Genomic DNA, 15,431 nt, shown 5'->3' with positions numbered 1-15,431 from the left:
CATAAAAAAGACATATACTAGAGCCCAAGGGATTCTGCGACTTGTGCTGTGTCCCCGTCCTCTTCAGGAGAGAAAGTATGAACTCATTCTTCAAGACAACAGTGCTCTTGGGCGCGATCGGAGTCGGTGCAGCCGCCTTCGCCGTGGATCAAGAGACGTTCACATTCACGGGCGTTCTTTCGTACGCCGCACCGGACACAGCCGTTGTTGAAACGCGTACTCCGGCCGTTACGGGTTACACCCTTGGTCGCATCCAGCTGAACGCTGACTGCACCGAAACGATCAACACGACGGGTGACTTTGCTTCGGAAAACAAAATTCGATTCACGTCACCGAGCGGTCTGACGACCGAACTCTCGCCGTTCACGACAAATGGATACACCGGCACGGTTACTTCGGCTCCGTTGAACACGTTCTTCTTCGCCAACGCAACCATTTCGGGTACGTGGTCGTACACGTTCCGCAACAGCTTCCGCGATGCTCCGTCGGGCGAAGCTGATGCAACGGTCAACGCGACGGTGACATTTACCGACGAGGCCATCATGCCTCCGGTCGCGACGGACCTCGGCACCCTTGTCGACCCGGAAAGCGACTACGCCAACGCCGACATGAGCGGCACGTCCACAGGCGGCGCCATTCAGTGGTTCAAGTTCACGACGACCACCGCATTCAACCCGCAAACCGGACGATATCTGGACTTTGATGTGACCGGTGCCGCAACGCGCGCTATCGGCATCTACAGTTCGACCGGTGAGCTCCAAGGCAGCGGCTCGACGACGTCGACGACCACCGTTCTTAAGCTTCTCGCTGGACCGGAAACTCGCCGAAGTGCCACGCAAAACGGGAACAGCTGGGCTGGCCCCCTCACGACGGGTGGACTCCAACCGGGTACGTACTACGTTGCCATTGGTGGTACCACGGCTACTTTCTCGGGCGGCTTCGGCGCAACGAGCACAGCGACGGACACAGATGTTCGTACGCTCGAAATTCGCACGAACATCGCAGAAACGCTGAGCACGACGGCTCCCACGAGCACGAACCTAGGCACCCTGACCAACCCGAGCAACGACTATGACGTTGCCGACCTCGAAACGGGTGAACTCGCGTTCGGCGACAGCGAGGTTAAGTGGTTCAAGTTCACGTTGTCGGAAGCCGTGACGGCGGCTGGCGGCAAGTTCTTGGACATCGACACCACTGACTTCTCGGGCATCTCGTTCGATACGGAAATTGCCGTGTACGACAGCACCGGTAAGTGCATCGGACTCGACGACGACAGCGCCGACGGACTCGAATCGCAACTCTCGTGGGGCGATACGACTCCTCGCCTGGTGACCGGCTCGACCGGCCTTTCCGCCACTGGCCAAAACGGTGACCTCCCGGCCGGCGATTACTACATCGCCATGGGTCGATACCAAACGCGCTTCGGCTCCAACTGGAAGGCAGAAATCCTGACGACCACGGCAGCTGGTAGTGCTTGGCTCAACATCCGCACCAACGCTGGTACGGGCGGCGGCGGCGGTGGCGGCGTGAGCGGCACCCTGAACCTGCAGGACTACCTGCCGGGACCGGGCGGCCGATCGGTCACCTTCTCGCTGGCTAACCTCGGTAACGTTGTTGAAACGGCAACCGACAACCTCGACCTCGGTGGCGGTTACTCGTTCACCACGACCCAACCGGACGGCAACTATGACCTGCTCATCGATGCTGGTCGCGGCTGGCTGACCAAGAAGGTCTCGATCACCATCTCCGGTGGCAACGCCGTGGCTAACGCCTCGGTTACCAACGGCGACGTGAACAACGACGGTATCGTTGACATCGGCGACTACTCGATCCTTGCGGCAGCATTCGACCTCTTCCCCGGCGACTCCGGTTACGATGCTCGAGCTGACCTCAACGAAGATGGCTTCGTAGACATTGCTGACTACACTGTCCTGTCGGCTTCGTTCGACCTCGTCGACGACGCCCCGTAAGGGACGTTCTTCGAGAACCTCAATCCCCTCAGCTTCGGCTGGGGGGATTTTTTGTGTATGCACCCCACTTTGTGCCATAGTTGAGTCATGGATTGGGGAGCTTGGACTATGCTGCAGCATTTGGGCGAGGAGGAGCATCTCGCCGGCGCAGTGACGCCGCCGATCGTGCAGACAAGTCTCTTTGTCATGCCCGACTTTGAGACCTTTAAGCAACGAATGTCGGGGCAGTTTGATCCGGAGAATGAGCACGTCTACAGCCGCATTTCGAACCCCAACCTCGCACAAGTGGAGATCAAAGTGGCCACCCTGGAAGGCATGGATCGGGCCCGCTTGTTTAGCTCGGGCATGGGCGCGATCTCGGCGGCCATCATGAGTTGCACCCAAGCGGGGGCGCACGTCGTTGCCGACGAAACCGTCTACGGCCCGACGCAAGAATTCTTGCGCGACTATTTGCCTCGCTTCGGCGTGACAAGCACGTTCGTGGATACTCGCGACATTGCGGCCGTAAAGGCGGCCTGGCAGCCGGAAACAACCCTGCTCTATCTCGAATCACCCGGCAGCATCCTCTTTCGGCTGCAAGACTTAACTGCGCTCAGCGCCTTTGCCCACGAGAAGGGAGCCATGGTCGCCATGGATAACAGCTATTCCGCCGGCCTTATCCAGCAGCCTTCAAGGTTTGGCGTGGACATCGTCGTCCACTCGGCGACCAAGTATCTGTGCGGCCATAGCGATGTCGTCGCCGGAGCGCTCGCCTGCAACGAGGAGCACTATGCAAAACTGATGGTCGGCGAGGTGGCCCTTATCGGCGCGACTCTGGCGCCATTCAACGCCTGGCTGATGCTGCGCGGGATGCGCACGCTTGGACTCCGCATGGCGCAAGCTGAAAAAGTCGGCAACGCCATGGCCGCGTTCCTGCGGCAACATCCGCGCGTCACGGCGGTCAACCATGTGGACGATCAACATCCGCAGGCCGACCTCTGGCGCAAGCAGATGACCGGCTCCGGCGGGCTACTCAGCTTCGAAATCCAGGACCCCACCGAAGACCGCATGCATGCCTTCGCGGACACCCTGGAACTCTTCCAGTTGGGCGTGAGTTGGGGCGGATTCGAGAGCCTTTGCGTGCCGATTCACCTCAAGCTCCCCAGTTGGACGGAGCCGCAATGGGTCATCCGGCTGTACTGCGGCCTCGAAGACCCCGCGGACCTCATCCAGGATGTCGAACGCGGCCTCGCCGCGGCTTACTGAGGTTTCTTCCCGCCGTCTTTGCGGTTCTTCGGGTCCACGTTGATCGGGAGCCCGAGGTCCTTGAGCGAATCCCACGGGTAGAGAATCGGATCGTTCTTGCGTCCGAAGGGCACCGCAATGAACTCGTGGCTCGTAATCTGCTTGATCCCCGGGAACCGGTGACGCACCAAGTGCGCGCAAAGGTGGTGAACCGCATCCACCTGCGCCTGCGGGTAGGGGTGCTTGCCGTCGCCGATGTTCACAATTTCGATGCCGATGGAGAAGTTGTTCACGTTCGTGCGCCCGCTGATGTCCATGCTATTGCCGGCATGCCAGGCGCGGTCGAAGGTGCTGACATGCTGCACGATGCTGCCATCCTTCCCCACAGTAAAGTGCGCGCTCACCTGGCTCTCCGCCATTTGGAACCACTTCACGGTTCCGGCGAGCGAATCTCCCGCGGTGTGGTGCAACACAATCGTGTCGATCGGCGCGTCCACCGGGCGCGGCCCAAAGTGCGGGCTGGCGAACCAGACCAGTTTGTTCGGGCCTGGATCAACAAACTTATCCTGGGCGACAACAACGGCGAACGACAAAAAGAGATCAAACATGGGCAAGTTCCTGCTGCACCGATTCTACAGTAATTTCGGCGGGCAACTTGCCCGCCGGCGGAATCAACACCCGCACATTGTCGGCGGGCGGCGCCCACAGGCGGTGGATGCCTTCGCGGAAGAGGCCCACCACCGGGGTTTCGCGGAATGCGGCCAAGTGCATGATCCCGTTGTCCAAACTCACCACTGCCTCGGCGGCGTCTACCGCGCCGACCACACCAGGAAGCGAATACTTTCCGCGTAAATCTTGCACAAAACCCGTGGCCAAAATCGTGTCATCTACGTTGCCGCCCTTCCAGTGCAGAGCCGCCGTCGAGGGCGGCGCGCCGATGAGGCCGATGCTCTTGCCGCGGGCGTGGAGCCACTGGGTGAGCGCCACCCATTTTTCGGGTGTCCACAGTTTGCTTTCCAGGCTCGCGCCGGTGTTCAGCAGAATCTGGGGCGTGGCGACCTCGGGCTTCCCCGCGGGAATCTCGTAGCCGGGAACCGGACCTTCGAGCGAGAACAGCCGGGCAAAAATCTCAACAATCCAGGGCGTTCGCAGGAACGGATACTTGTCCGTGATCTTCGGCGAAATCCAATCTTGGTCGCGCCAAAGGTCACCGCGGGCGTCGCTTGGGTACTCCCAGTCGCCGCGGCCATCCGCGCGAACGCACGGCCCCGCCACGAAGCCAGAAGGCGTAACCAACGCCATCGCCATGAACTTGGCAATAGTGCTTTGCTCGGTGTTGAGCACCAGGTCGTAACCGGGCCCAGCCCCCAAAGCAATCCACTCCGGCATCGCCCCACCCAGCAAAAATACCGTCTCGTCGGCCAGGTCGCTTTTGTCCGTGAACTCCTGAACACGGGTTCCGGTGAACAGCGTCACGTGTGCGCCAGGAAACTGCCGCCGAATCATCCGCAATAGCGGCGTGACCACGACAAACATGCCGATCGCATCGTTTGCAATCAGCGCGATCCGCGCGTTGGCCGCGATAGGCTGGCCGGTGTAGCGCTCCATCTAGACCAATGCCGCCAGCAGAGCCTCGGTTTCGCTCAGCGCTTCATCAATCACGCTGGCGGCGAAGTCGCACTGCTCGCGAGTGATGATGAGCGGCGGCTCAATGCGAATGACGCGCGGATTGTTGAGCGTGTAGGCGGCGATCAGACCGCGCTTTGTCATCTGCGCAATCGTCAGTTCACCGACTTCGTCTAAGGAAAACTCAAGGCCGATCATCAGACCCAGCCCGCGCACCTCGCTGACCGTATCGGGGTGCTTGGCTTGCACCTCGCGCAGGCGCGCCATAAAGTAAGCGCCGGTGTCGCGGCTCTTCTCGATCAGACCCTCCTCGGCGATCACTTCCAGGGTCGCAATACCCGCCGCGCAGGCCAGACCGTTGCCACCGAAGGTGCTCGTGTGCATCAGCGGATTATCGCCGTAAACGCGGTCGTAGACGCGCCGGGTGAACATCGTCGCACCGATCGGCATGACACCGCCGCCCAGGCATTTGGCGAGGGTCATGATGTCCGGACGAATGCCCTCGTGCTCGCAGGCAAACATGGTGCCGGTACGGCCCATGCCGGTTTGCACTTCGTCCACAATCAGTAGCACGTCGTGCTCGTCGCACGCCTTGCGCACGGCGGTCATGTAACCCGCGGGGGCCAAGTTGATGCCACCTTCGCCTTGCACGACTTCGAGAATCACGGCGGCGGTGTCGCCATCAATCGCGGCGAGCATCGCCGCGGTGTCGCCGAACGGCACAAAAACCGCGCCCGGGACCAGCGGCGCAAACTTGGTTTGGTACTTCTCGCGACCGGTCACAGAGAGCGCGCCCAGGGTCTTGCCGTGGTAACTGCCAATGGTGCTGACGATCTTGCTCGCGCCCTTGGTGCCCTTGGCAAACTTCAGCGCGGCCTCCACGGCCTCGGTTCCGCTGTTGCTAAAGAAGGTGTAGTCGAGTCCTTCGGGCGCGACTTCGGCCAGCTTGGTGGCCAGTTCCGCTTGACGTGGGCCAAAGAAAACTTTGCTGCTGAGCGGCATCAGATCGAGCTGATCCTTGACGGCCTGCACGACTTTGGGATGGCGATGCCCCAGCGAAAATACGCCGTAGCCGCCTAAACAATCCAGGTACCGGTTGCCTTCGTGATCCCACACGTAGCAGCCCTCGGCCCGGGCTTCCACGCCAAAACCGGCGAAGTTCATCAGCTTGGCGAGGTTGGGATTGATGTGGTTTTGATAACCAGAAACGACGTGAGCCAGAACAGCATCGGCGTCCATACGAAAAGTGTACCCATGCCAACTTTCGAATAATTCCTCGGAATTCTATGCCGCTTCGGGATAAGAGAGATATAAATATGTCTACAGGGCCCGGTTGGGACTTGGGAGAAACACAAATGAATAGAGGCACTTGGCTCAAGTGGAGTCGCCTGGTTCTTGCGTTCGCGATCATGGCGATGACCATGGTTGGCTTCGCGCAAACCGGCTCGCTCCGGATTGCCGTGTTCGACGACCCGAACATGAACGGTCTGCAAGACCTCGGCGAAGCGGGCATCGCCGGGCACGAACTTCTCGTCGGCGGAGGCGACCTCGGCACCTTCCATGCGGTTTCTGGCGCCGATGGCCGCATCATGGTTCAGGGCTTGCTGCCCGGCGAATACACCGTCTTCCCGGATATCTCCGGCAAGCGCAAGTTGGTCGACGGAACCCCGCTCGAAACCAAGAAGGTGATCGTCAACGCGGGCTCGGTTGCGAACGTGTCCATCGCGCTGCACGATCGCTGCGTCACCATCGTGGACAAGCGGATTCTGTGGGATCCCACGCGTCCGGGTTGCGTCAAGTACACCTTTACGCTCACCAACAACGCGACCTTCCCGATGGGTTGGATTTTCTTTGACTTACCGGCTGGCGTCACGACGCCGAACAACCCGGTTCAACTGACCCCACCGCTGATGCCCGGCGAAACCCGGACTCTCACCTGGGAGTTCTGCGGCGTTCAACCGAACACCGAGCTGTGCTGGAAGATGGCGTTCCACACGCCCGACCTTTCGGAGTGCTGCGAAACCAAGTGGTGCATCAAGCTGCCCGACTGCGACTGCTTCCAGATTTTGGAAGACATCGCTCGCTGCGACAATGGCGTGCTGACATGGTCTTTCTTCTTGCAGAACCTGTCGCCGTACAATGTCACCAAAATTCTCATCGTGCCGGCTAGCCCCACGGGCATGACCATCACGCCGAACTTCTTTAACGTCACCATGCCGCCGATGGGCGGGACCGGCGGCGGCACCATCACCATCAATGGGGTTCAACCCGGCGAAACGGTGTGCTTCTACATCGCGCTCTATGCGGGCGGCGTCCAGTGTTGCAACAAGCAAATCTGCATCACGCTTCCCGATTGCGGGCCGTGCGTCCTGGTTCCCGGCGAATGCACCTCCCGGAAGCCCGACTACAACAACGACGTTTGGTCGCCGTTCCGACCGCGAACGACGGCCGCCATCACGTGCATGGGCCAGCTCCCCAACGAGCCGGTTGTCGCGTGGATGAACCTCGACAACTACCGTTGCGCGCCGCCGGCGGTGGGCACCAACTGGATGCCAGCTCCGCTTGGCTTCCACAACGAAGGCGCCGGTCCGAACTTCTGGACTCTCGAAAACCTGGGCCAAGTGTTCGGGCTTTGCATCGACAACCAAGGCAACATGTATGTCGCCCAGTCGTCGGCGTACAACTCGGACCAAATCGCCGCGACCACGCGTTGGGGCTCGGCTCTGCACGGCACGGTCTTTAAGATCGCCAACGGTTCTGGCGCGATTAGCGTCTTCAACCCGGTCTCGATGCCGAGCACCATTGATCCCAACATTACGAACACGTACACTACCGAGGAACGCTATCCGGAAGTGGGCGACGTGTGCTTCGACGGGACCAACAACCAGATTTTCGCTACCTGTATGGACAATGGCAAGATCTACCGCTACAGCATGGCGGGCGTGTTGCTGAGCACCTTCGACCCGATGGTCGCCGACAACGGCGCGCCGGGCTTTGCTCCGCGCGGCGAACTGCTCTGGGCCTGCGAATATCACAATGGCCGCCTGTACTACTCAGTGTGGGTAGAAGATGGCAACTTTATCAACCCGACGATGCAAAACCACATTCGCTCGGTGGCGCTCAACGGCTCCGGCGCGTTTGTTCCGACCAGCGATCGCTGGGAAGTGGATATGCCCGGCATTCCGAGCTTGGGCAACATTCCGGCGAGCATGCCGGTCTCGGACATTAGCTTCTCGCCAACCGGCAAGATGGGTGTGGCCGAGCGCGGCATGGGTACGGGCTGGAACATTCCCAGCTTCCCCTGGATGAGCACGCACGCCAGCGGCCCCAACGCCGCTCTGACGAGCAACTATCCGCACCGTAGCCGCGGTCTGGAGTTCACTTGCGGGCCCGCCAATCAGTGGGTTCCCAGTCCGGCGACGTTCGGTCTTGGCCAAAGCAGCGGACATAACGCGGCCGGCGGCATAGACTACGACTACGGAACGGACTGCGCGAGCGTGCCCGGCATGGGCCCGCGCGTGTGGTTCACGAGCGACTACATGGGGCCGTTCCCGGCTCCCACGTTCTGCGGCTCGCCGATTGCCTACGGCATTCAGGGTGTCCCGGTCACTGGCGGTACCTATCTGAACTCGATCCTCGAAGACGTGAATGGCGTCAGCGGGACGTGCGACAAAACGACTGTCGGCGACGTGGAGCTTCCCTGCCCACCCGCCGATGGCGGCGGCACGCCGAATGTGGCGGGCCGAGTCACGTTGGAAGGGTTCGTGGGTGAACCTCACGCGGTGGTCTGTCAGGCTCTGTTCTATCAGGGTTCGACGTACAAGGCCTCGGCCACCGGTCAGCTGGATAACTTCGGGAATCTTAACCTGTTCCCGACGCTGCCCAACGGCACCTACGACCTGTATCTGAGCGGTTGCTCCAACCTGGCTCGCCGGGTTCGAGTGACCATTGCCGACGGCATGGGTAACTTCGGCAACGTGTTGCTGCTGGCTGGCGACGTGAACCGCGATAACATCGTGGATATCGCCGACTACTCGCTGCTGGCTTTGGCCTTTGATGCCGTGCGCGACACGGATCCGGTGGCGGAAGGCGACCAGCCCAGCGAAAACTGGGATGCACGGGCCGACCTGAATGGCGATGGCATCATCGACATTCTCGACTATCACCTTCTCGCGGGCAACTTCGACAAGGTGGGCGACCGACCCTAGGGGTTGACCCTCTCCCCCGACCCCCTGGGTCGGGGGATTTATTATGCCCGCCATTCGGTCAAAATGACCGTAATGGCTCTTCTTTGGTCTGGTGTCTTCCCCGCTCTCACAACCCAGTTTCGGGCGGACGGCTCGCTCGACTTGGACGCAACTGCGTACCACCTCAGCGCGATCGCCGACAGCGGTATTCGTGGCGTGGTGATGCTGGGGTCGCTCGGCGAAAACAACGCCCTGACCTTCGCCGAAAAAATTGAGGTTCTCAGCATGGCGGTTGGTACGGTGGGCGACAAGATGCCGGTCCTCACCGGCGTCAGCGAACTCAGCACCGCCGCCGCCGTGGATTTTGTGCGCGCCGCGGAGAAAGCCGGTGTGAACGGCCACATGGTGATGCCGGCCATGGTTTACCGCGCCGATGACCGCGAGGCGCTGCACCACTTCCGCACCGTCGCCGACGCGGCGACCCAGCCGCTCATGATCTACAACAACCCGCTGGCCTACCCCGTGGACCTCACCCCCCACCTGCTTGAGCAACTCGCCGAAAACGAGAAGTTCGTCGCGGTGAAGGAATCGAGCGCCGACACCCGGCGCGTCACGCAAATCTTCAATCAGATCGGCGACCGGCTCGCGATCTTTGGCGGCGTTGACGACCTGATTCTTGAGGTCGGCGCGCTCGGTGCGCACGGTTGGGTCGCGGGCGTGGGGCTCGCGTTCCCCCGCGAAAACCAAGCGCTCTGGGAGATGATTCAGGCGGGCGAATGGGACAAGGCGCTGGCGTTGTACCGCTGGTATTCGCCGCTGCTCGGTCTGGATATCGGCACAAAATTCGTGCAAAAGATTAAACTTTGCCTGCAAGAAGTTGGATTCGGAACCGAGCACGTGCGCGGGCCGCGCCTGAACCTGGAGGGTGCCGAACGCGCGGATGCGATGCGCATTATTCATGAAGGGCTCGCCCGCCGCCCCAGCCTATGATGCTTTCCTTCGTCGACTCGCACACCGCGGGCGAACCCACGCGCATCCTCACCTCGTTCCCTTCGTTGGTAGGCGAGTCGGTTGCCGAGCAAGCCGCCGACCTGGCGTCGCGGTTTCCGTGGGTGTACGCGGCGACTCTCGGCGAGCCACGCGGCAACGATGTGTGGGTCGGCGGAATCCTGTTGCCCCATACTAACGACTATGATTTTGGCGTAATCTTTTACAATACAACCGGCAACCTCGGGATGTGCGGCCACGGCACCATCGGGCTGGGGGTGACGTTGCAGCGTCTGGGCCGCCTTGGTGTGGGCACGTACACCATGGGCACACCCGCCGGTTTGGTAACCGTGAATATTCTCGGCCGCAACGACGTGAGCCTGCGCAACGTGCTGAGTTACCGCGATTCGACCGGCGTCGCGTGCGGCTCCGTCACCGGTGACATTGCGTACGGAGGCAACTGGTTTTACATCTGCCAAGACCACGGGCTGGCGCTCTCGGAGAGCGTTTGGAGCTTGGAAAAGAAGGGCCAAGCCCTGATGGCCGAGCTTGCCCACCGCGGAATCACCGGTGCCGACGGCGCGCGGATTGACCATGTGGAGTACGTGTGGCCGGGCGACGACACCTGCGACGCGCGCAACTTTGTCATCACCCCCAGCGGCGCGTTCGATCGCTCGCCGTGCGGCACCGGGACCTCGGCCAAACTCGCCTGCCTCGCCGGGGATGGCAAGCTCCAACCGGGAGAATCGTGGCGCGTGCGCGGCATCTCGGGCGAGTGCTTTGAAGCCAGCTACGAACTCGCCGAAGGGGGCGTGCGGCCCACAATTCGCGGCCAGGCCTTCATCACCGCCGAAGGCGCGCTGCACTTTGATGACCTCGACCCGCTGCGGCACGGATTGACCTGGGCATGAAGCACGTCGCCATTGTCGGGGGCGGAATCATTGGACGATGCATCGCCCGCGTGGCCAGCGAGAGCCACCGCGTGACACTCATTGACGCCGAGCCCGCCGACCATCGCGGCTGCTCGTGGGGCAACAGCGGCTACCTTGTGCCCAGCCATTTTTCGCCTCTCGCCAGCCCGGGCATGCTGCTCGCCGGCCTGCGGATGTTGCCGCACCGCGACTCGCCGTTTGGGATTCACCAGCCGATGCGTGGCGAGATGCTTTCCTGGCTGCTGCGGTTCGCGCGGCACTGCACGAAGCGCCATGTTGCGGCCACGCACCAGCTAATTTTGGACCTCAATCTCCGGAGTCAGCGCCTCTATCGCGAATGGGCTCAGGGCTGGCCGGACGCCAAGATTTCCGAAGCCGGGCTGTTGCTGGGGTGCGAGCGCTGGGATACGCTGGACCACGAAACCGAGAGCGTGAAGGTCGCCAAAAACCTGGGTCTGGAAGCCGAGGTGCTGAGCGACCACGAGACGCAAGAGCGCTTCGGGCAACGCGTGAGTTCGGTCGGCGGCGTGTTTTTCAAGTGCGATTCGCACCTCAATCCCGGCGATGTTTTAGCGGCGTTGGACGCGGACCTTGCCGCACGGGGAGTGACTCGTCTCCAGTCCCGCGTGACGCGCCTCGATGAGATAGACGCCGACCAAATCGTGATCGCGGCCGGTGCCGAATCGAGCGCTCTTACCCGCTCATTTGGCCTCAAAATGCCGCTGATCGGCGGCAAAGGATATTCGCTGATTGTGCCCGTGGAGGAACCGCCCACCACCCCGCTGATCATGGTCGAGGGCCGCACCGCGATCACCCCGATGGCCGGAGCCGTGCGCATCGCGGGCACCATGGAACTGGGCGCGGAAGCCGCCGGCATTAATCCGGCGCGGTGGGAAGGCGTTTTGTCCACGGCCCGCCGCACCCTGCCCGATCTCGCGCCGCAGATCATCGCCTTCGCCGAATCCGACGCGGGAAAAGAGCGCGTGTGGAGCGGGCTTCGGCCCTGCTCGCCCGACGGCCTGCCCTACATTGGCCGTGTAAGAACCGATCCGCGCGTGATTATCGCGACTGGCCACGCCATGATGGGCATGAGTTTGGGCCCCATCACCGGCCACCTGGTCGGCCAACTTTTGCGCGACGAAACCACCGATCTCAGCCTCATTCCCCTGGACCCCCACCGATTCTCATGAGCACTTTGCACGCCACCAACCCCGCCACTAACGACCCGCTCCCGGGCGAGTTTCCGCTCGCCAGCCGCGCGCAAATGGACGTCGCCGTTCGCGGCGGTCACGCACTTTTGGCGACCGATTGGATCCGCAACGACGCGCTGCGCGCCGGTCTTCTGGAGCAGATTGCGGTCAACATGGAAGCCGCCCGCGCCACCATTGTCGAGCGAGCGAACCTCGAAACCGCCCTCCCGCTGCCCCGACTGAATGGCGAGCTCGATCGCACATGCATGCAGATTCGGCTGTTCGCGCGGCTCATCGGCCAGACCGGTTGGCGCGGCGATGTCCACGTTCCCGGCAACCCCAATCGGGCGCCGCTTCCGCGACCCGACATGCGCCAAACGTCGCTGCCAATCGGGCCGATTGCGGTGTTTGGCGCCTCGAATTTTCCGCTCGCGTACAGCGTGATGGGCGGCGATTCGGCCTCCGCGCTGGCCGCCGGATGCTCCATCGTGGTGAAGGCGCATAGCGCGCACCCGGGCACCAGCGAGCTCGTCGCGGGTTGCGTGCGCAGCGCCATCCGCGAGGTCGGCGCGCCCGGCTCGGTGTTCGAATGTTTGTTCCTGAGCAACGACGACGCCGGCGCGCTGGTGCAGCACGAATCGCTCGCGGGGGTCGGCTTCACGGGCTCGCTTGGGGTCGGTCGGCACCTCATGGACCTGGCCGCGGCGCGTCCGCGCCCAATTCCGGTGTTCGCCGAAATGGGCAGCATGAACCCGCAGTTTGTCTTCCCGGGCCGCCTGGCCGAAGGCGCGGCGCAGTTTGCGGAAGCGTTTTTTGGCAGCCTCACGCTCGGCGTCGGGCAGTTTTGCACGAACCCCGGAATCGTGGTCGCCGTGCGCGGGCCCGCACTCGACGCGTTTCGGAATCGGTTGGTTAAGCTGGTCAATGGGAGCACCGGTGCAACCATGCTGACCGCCGGTATCGCCGAAAATTATCGCCGTGGCTGCGACCGGTTTCGCGGGGGCTCCGCTCTGCTGGGACATGGCGAGGACTCGGGCGCAAACACCGGTTCGGCGGCGATTTTTGAGGTGGAGGCGAGCGCGTTTTTGGCCAACCCCGACCTGCGCCACGAGGTATTTGGCCCGGCCGCGCTGCTCGTGGTGTGCGATTCCGTGGCGGATTTTGCGGGCATCGCCGAGGCGCTCACCGGCCAGTTGGCCGCCTCGCTGCACATGGCGGCCGCCGACGCTCCGGCGGCGCGCGATCTGCTGCGCACCTTGCCGCATGTGGCCGGGCGCATCATCGCCAACGGCTTCCCCACCGGCCTCGAGGTCGGCGCGGCGACGGTTCACGGCGGCCCGTATCCGGCAGCCAGCGACAGCCGGTTTACGGCGGTCGGGGACGCGGCGATTCGGCGCTGGCTGCGCCCGGTTTGCTACCAAGATTTCCCGTCGGAGTTGTTGGGTTAGGGCTGGGTTTTGCGGGGTCACCTTGGTTGGCTTTTTGACGCAAGCCTTGGCCGCGTTGGGGCTGGACCATCGCTTGATTCCGCTCGCCAGCGTCCGCCTTCGCCGCGTCGAGGCGGGAGGACGCTGCGAGCCCTTCGCTAAAGGCCACTTCCGACCTCGCACTTTCGAATAACCTCCACTTATAGGGTTCGGCACAGCCGCGTCGAGGCGGGAGGACGACGCGAGCCCCGCGAGCGAGTCAGGTACATCCCTGACTTTCGCAACGACCTCACTCCTCCAAAGCGCCAGTCTCAGCCGCGTCGGGGCGGGAGGACGAAGCGAGCCCCGCGAGCAAGTCCGGGGGAGTGGCCGTGGGCCGACGCGGCGCGCCGGGGCTCACCCTCAACAAGCTCATTCGATAGAGGCAGGCTCATTACTTCCACCACTGTTGCGTCGGGGCGAAAGGAGTAGGCGAGCTCCCCCGAGCGAGTCTGACGCTGGCGAACCTTCGCCAGTTGCCCGTCCCATTTTCCAAGGGCCAGCACTAGTCGCGCCGGGGCGGGAGGACACCGCGAGTCCCGCGAACGAGTCTCACGCTTGGGAACTTTCGCCAGCTGCTCGTCCCTTTTTCAAAGGGCCAACTCAGCCGCGTCGGGGCGGGAGGACGACGCGAGCCCCGCGAGCAAGTCCGGGGGAGTGGCCGTGGGCCGACGCGGCGGAAACTTCGCCATCGATTTTCGCCAGATGTGGCTTATACTGGGTGCTCAGGCGGAGTTCGCCTGGAGTTGTGTTTCACATGAGGAAGATTGCTGGTTTGGGGTTTGTCGCAACGGCGTTGCTGCCGGGGCTTGCGCTCGCACAAGCGCGTCAATTTCGGTATTTTCTCACTTATCGAGATTCTGAACTGGTTCGGTTAGCACGATCCACAGGTTCCGACCCTGCCGCCGAAATTGGGGGTGAGATTCCTGTAACGGTACGGTTATCCGTACCGACGATGGGCTCATTCACGGTTGGCCTTGCAATGCAGCATTTGGCGAACGGGCTCGGCCCCGTTTACTTGAATCATTTCAGGAGTTTCATTGCCTACGACCGCGCCCTGCTCTCAAACGGAGCATTTCTTTCAGCGCCGCCGTTAGACCAGAACTCATTTAGGAAGATTTCTCCGCTGTTCACTGGCTCAAATCAACTTCGAAATAACCTAAGCAATTTTGGTTCAGGGATTGTGTATGATCTGAACCGAAACACAATAGATATTGATCTCGACGGGCAACCAGACATTGGTACGTATGGAACAAATGCTGGTCGCGGCTCTGGAGCCTATGTTAGTGGCAATGACGGTGCAACTCAGGTGAGAGGCGCCGGAACAGCATTTCCCATGACCCCCGATTACGACCTGCTAAACGGGTTCATCGGTTCTGGCTGGTTTAAGGTCCTTCCCGAAGCAATTCATCACATTTGCGATGCGACTTACGTAAGTAATCTTGAGGTTGGAGAGGTGTTTGGTTCCAGTGAAGGGGAGACTGGTCTGTTGCTTCACACTACAGGTGGTGAACAGAATGGGAATGGTAACAACATGGGGTTTTATCGTTTGGCTGATGATAATCCCGAACCCTGGCAGAACATCGGCGCCAAGTACACCCTCATCGGGGCCGCGCCTGTGCCGGAGCCTGGGGTGATGCTTGGCTTGCTCGCTGGACTCGGGATTTTGATTCGCCGTCGTCACTAGCTCGGCTCCGCTGCAACCCCGCATGAGGAGGTCCGGGTGGTTCCGAACCGATTCCCGCCGCGTCGGCCCACGGCCACTCCCCCGGACTCGCTCGCGGGGCTCGCGTCGTCCTCCCGCCCCGACGCGGCTAAGGCTGGCCCTGACAGTAGGAGCAAAGTGGCT

11 protein-coding genes are annotated in these 15,431 nt (G+C 62.0%); 8 read left to right on the top strand and 3 right to left on the bottom strand.

Annotation, left to right across the window (positions count from 1 at the left end; all coding sequences use genetic code 11):
* The first annotated feature begins 77 nt into the window (after window positions 1-77).
* Together JNJ45_11200 and JNJ45_11195 are read left to right on the top strand one after the other, a co-directional pair.
* The gene (locus tag JNJ45_11200) at window positions 78-1,970 is read left to right on the top strand and encodes a hypothetical protein (protein MBL8049236.1); all 1,893 of its coding nucleotides are present in this window, start codon (window positions 78-80) and stop codon (window positions 1,968-1,970) included.
* 87 nt (window positions 1,971-2,057) lie between these two features.
* Entirely contained in the window at window positions 2,058-3,215 is a 1,158-nt protein-coding gene (locus JNJ45_11195; protein MBL8049235.1) for a PLP-dependent transferase, read from the top strand.
* On the opposite strand, the gene JNJ45_11190 is transcribed toward JNJ45_11195, so the two are convergent.
* From JNJ45_11190 to JNJ45_11180, 3 genes are read right to left on the bottom strand one after another with little or no spacing between them, the layout of a single operon-like run.
* Window positions 3,209-3,802, bottom strand: coding sequence for an N-acetylmuramoyl-L-alanine amidase (locus JNJ45_11190; GenBank protein ID MBL8049234.1), 594 nt, complete (start codon window positions 3,800-3,802; stop codon window positions 3,209-3,211). The two genes, JNJ45_11195 and JNJ45_11190, sit on opposite strands and share 7 nt — an antisense overlap.
* A complete protein-coding gene (locus tag JNJ45_11185) occupies window positions 3,795-4,802 on the bottom strand; it encodes a glycosyltransferase family 9 protein (GenBank protein ID MBL8049233.1) in 1,008 nt (335 codons plus the stop codon). Before JNJ45_11185 ends, JNJ45_11190 begins: the two co-directional genes overlap by 8 nt.
* Window positions 4,803-6,059 (bottom strand): aspartate aminotransferase family protein, encoded by a 1,257-nt coding sequence (locus JNJ45_11180; protein ID MBL8049232.1) that lies wholly within the window; start codon window positions 6,057-6,059, stop codon window positions 4,803-4,805.
* Between the two features lie 116 nt (window positions 6,060-6,175).
* On the opposite strand from JNJ45_11180, the gene JNJ45_11175 reads away from it, so the two are divergent.
* The 6 genes from JNJ45_11175 (at window position 6,176) to JNJ45_11150 (ending at window position 15,269) form a co-directional block, all read left to right on the top strand.
* Entirely contained in the window at window positions 6,176-9,028 is a 2,853-nt protein-coding gene (locus JNJ45_11175; GenBank protein MBL8049231.1) for a hypothetical protein, read from the top strand.
* A gap of 72 nt (window positions 9,029-9,100) precedes the next feature.
* Window positions 9,101-9,997: a dihydrodipicolinate synthase family protein gene (locus tag JNJ45_11170; GenBank protein MBL8049230.1), complete on the top strand. Its 897-nt coding sequence runs from the start codon at window positions 9,101-9,103 to the stop codon at window positions 9,995-9,997.
* The gene (locus tag JNJ45_11165) at window positions 9,994-10,905 is read left to right on the top strand and encodes a proline racemase family protein (protein MBL8049229.1); all 912 of its coding nucleotides are present in this window, start codon (window positions 9,994-9,996) and stop codon (window positions 10,903-10,905) included. The genes JNJ45_11170 and JNJ45_11165 overlap by 4 nt, the downstream gene beginning before the upstream one ends.
* The gene (locus tag JNJ45_11160; protein ID MBL8049228.1) at window positions 10,902-12,116 is read left to right on the top strand and encodes an FAD-binding oxidoreductase; all 1,215 of its coding nucleotides are present in this window, start codon (window positions 10,902-10,904) and stop codon (window positions 12,114-12,116) included. The genes JNJ45_11165 and JNJ45_11160 overlap by 4 nt, the downstream gene beginning before the upstream one ends.
* Complete coding sequence (locus tag JNJ45_11155; GenBank protein MBL8049227.1) at window positions 12,113-13,564, top strand: aldehyde dehydrogenase (NADP(+)); 1,452 nt, start codon at window positions 12,113-12,115, stop codon at window positions 13,562-13,564. Before JNJ45_11160 ends, JNJ45_11155 begins: the two co-directional genes overlap by 4 nt.
* 775 nt (window positions 13,565-14,339) lie before the next feature.
* Window positions 14,340-15,269, top strand: coding sequence for a PEP-CTERM sorting domain-containing protein (locus JNJ45_11150; protein MBL8049226.1), 930 nt, complete (start codon window positions 14,340-14,342; stop codon window positions 15,267-15,269).
* Window positions 15,270-15,431: the final 162 nt, after the last annotated feature.

The sequence above is a fragment of the Chthonomonas sp. genome (assembly GCA_016788425.1).
Lineage (GTDB): Bacteria > Armatimonadota > Fimbriimonadia > Fimbriimonadales > Fimbriimonadaceae > JAEURQ01.
Note: the sequence above shows the minus strand (reverse complement) of the source record. Positions and strands in the feature narration are given on the sequence as shown.

Bases quoted from the DNA above. Each gene is read 5' to 3' on its own strand.
- JNJ45_11185 (MBL8049233.1), bottom strand. From the start codon at position 4,802: ATGGAGCGCTACACCGGCCAGCCTATCGCGGCCAACGCGCGGATCGCG.
- JNJ45_11180 (MBL8049232.1), bottom strand. From the start codon at position 6,059: ATGGACGCCGATGCTGTTCTGGCTCACGTCGTTTCTGGTTATCAAAAC.
- JNJ45_11190 (MBL8049234.1), bottom strand. From the start codon at position 3,802: ATGTTTGATCTCTTTTTGTCGTTCGCCGTTGTTGTCGCCCAGGATAAG.
- JNJ45_11160 (MBL8049228.1), top strand. From the start codon at position 10,902: ATGAAGCACGTCGCCATTGTCGGGGGCGGAATCATTGGACGATGCATC.
- JNJ45_11155 (MBL8049227.1), top strand. From the start codon at position 12,113: ATGAGCACTTTGCACGCCACCAACCCCGCCACTAACGACCCGCTCCCG.
- JNJ45_11170 (MBL8049230.1), top strand. From the start codon at position 9,101: ATGGCTCTTCTTTGGTCTGGTGTCTTCCCCGCTCTCACAACCCAGTTT.
- JNJ45_11175 (MBL8049231.1), top strand. From the start codon at position 6,176: ATGAATAGAGGCACTTGGCTCAAGTGGAGTCGCCTGGTTCTTGCGTTC.
- JNJ45_11195 (MBL8049235.1), top strand. From the start codon at position 2,058: ATGGATTGGGGAGCTTGGACTATGCTGCAGCATTTGGGCGAGGAGGAG.
- JNJ45_11165 (MBL8049229.1), top strand. From the start codon at position 9,994: ATGATGCTTTCCTTCGTCGACTCGCACACCGCGGGCGAACCCACGCGC.
- JNJ45_11200 (MBL8049236.1), top strand. From the start codon at position 78: ATGAACTCATTCTTCAAGACAACAGTGCTCTTGGGCGCGATCGGAGTC.
- JNJ45_11150 (MBL8049226.1), top strand. From the start codon at position 14,340: ATGAGGAAGATTGCTGGTTTGGGGTTTGTCGCAACGGCGTTGCTGCCG.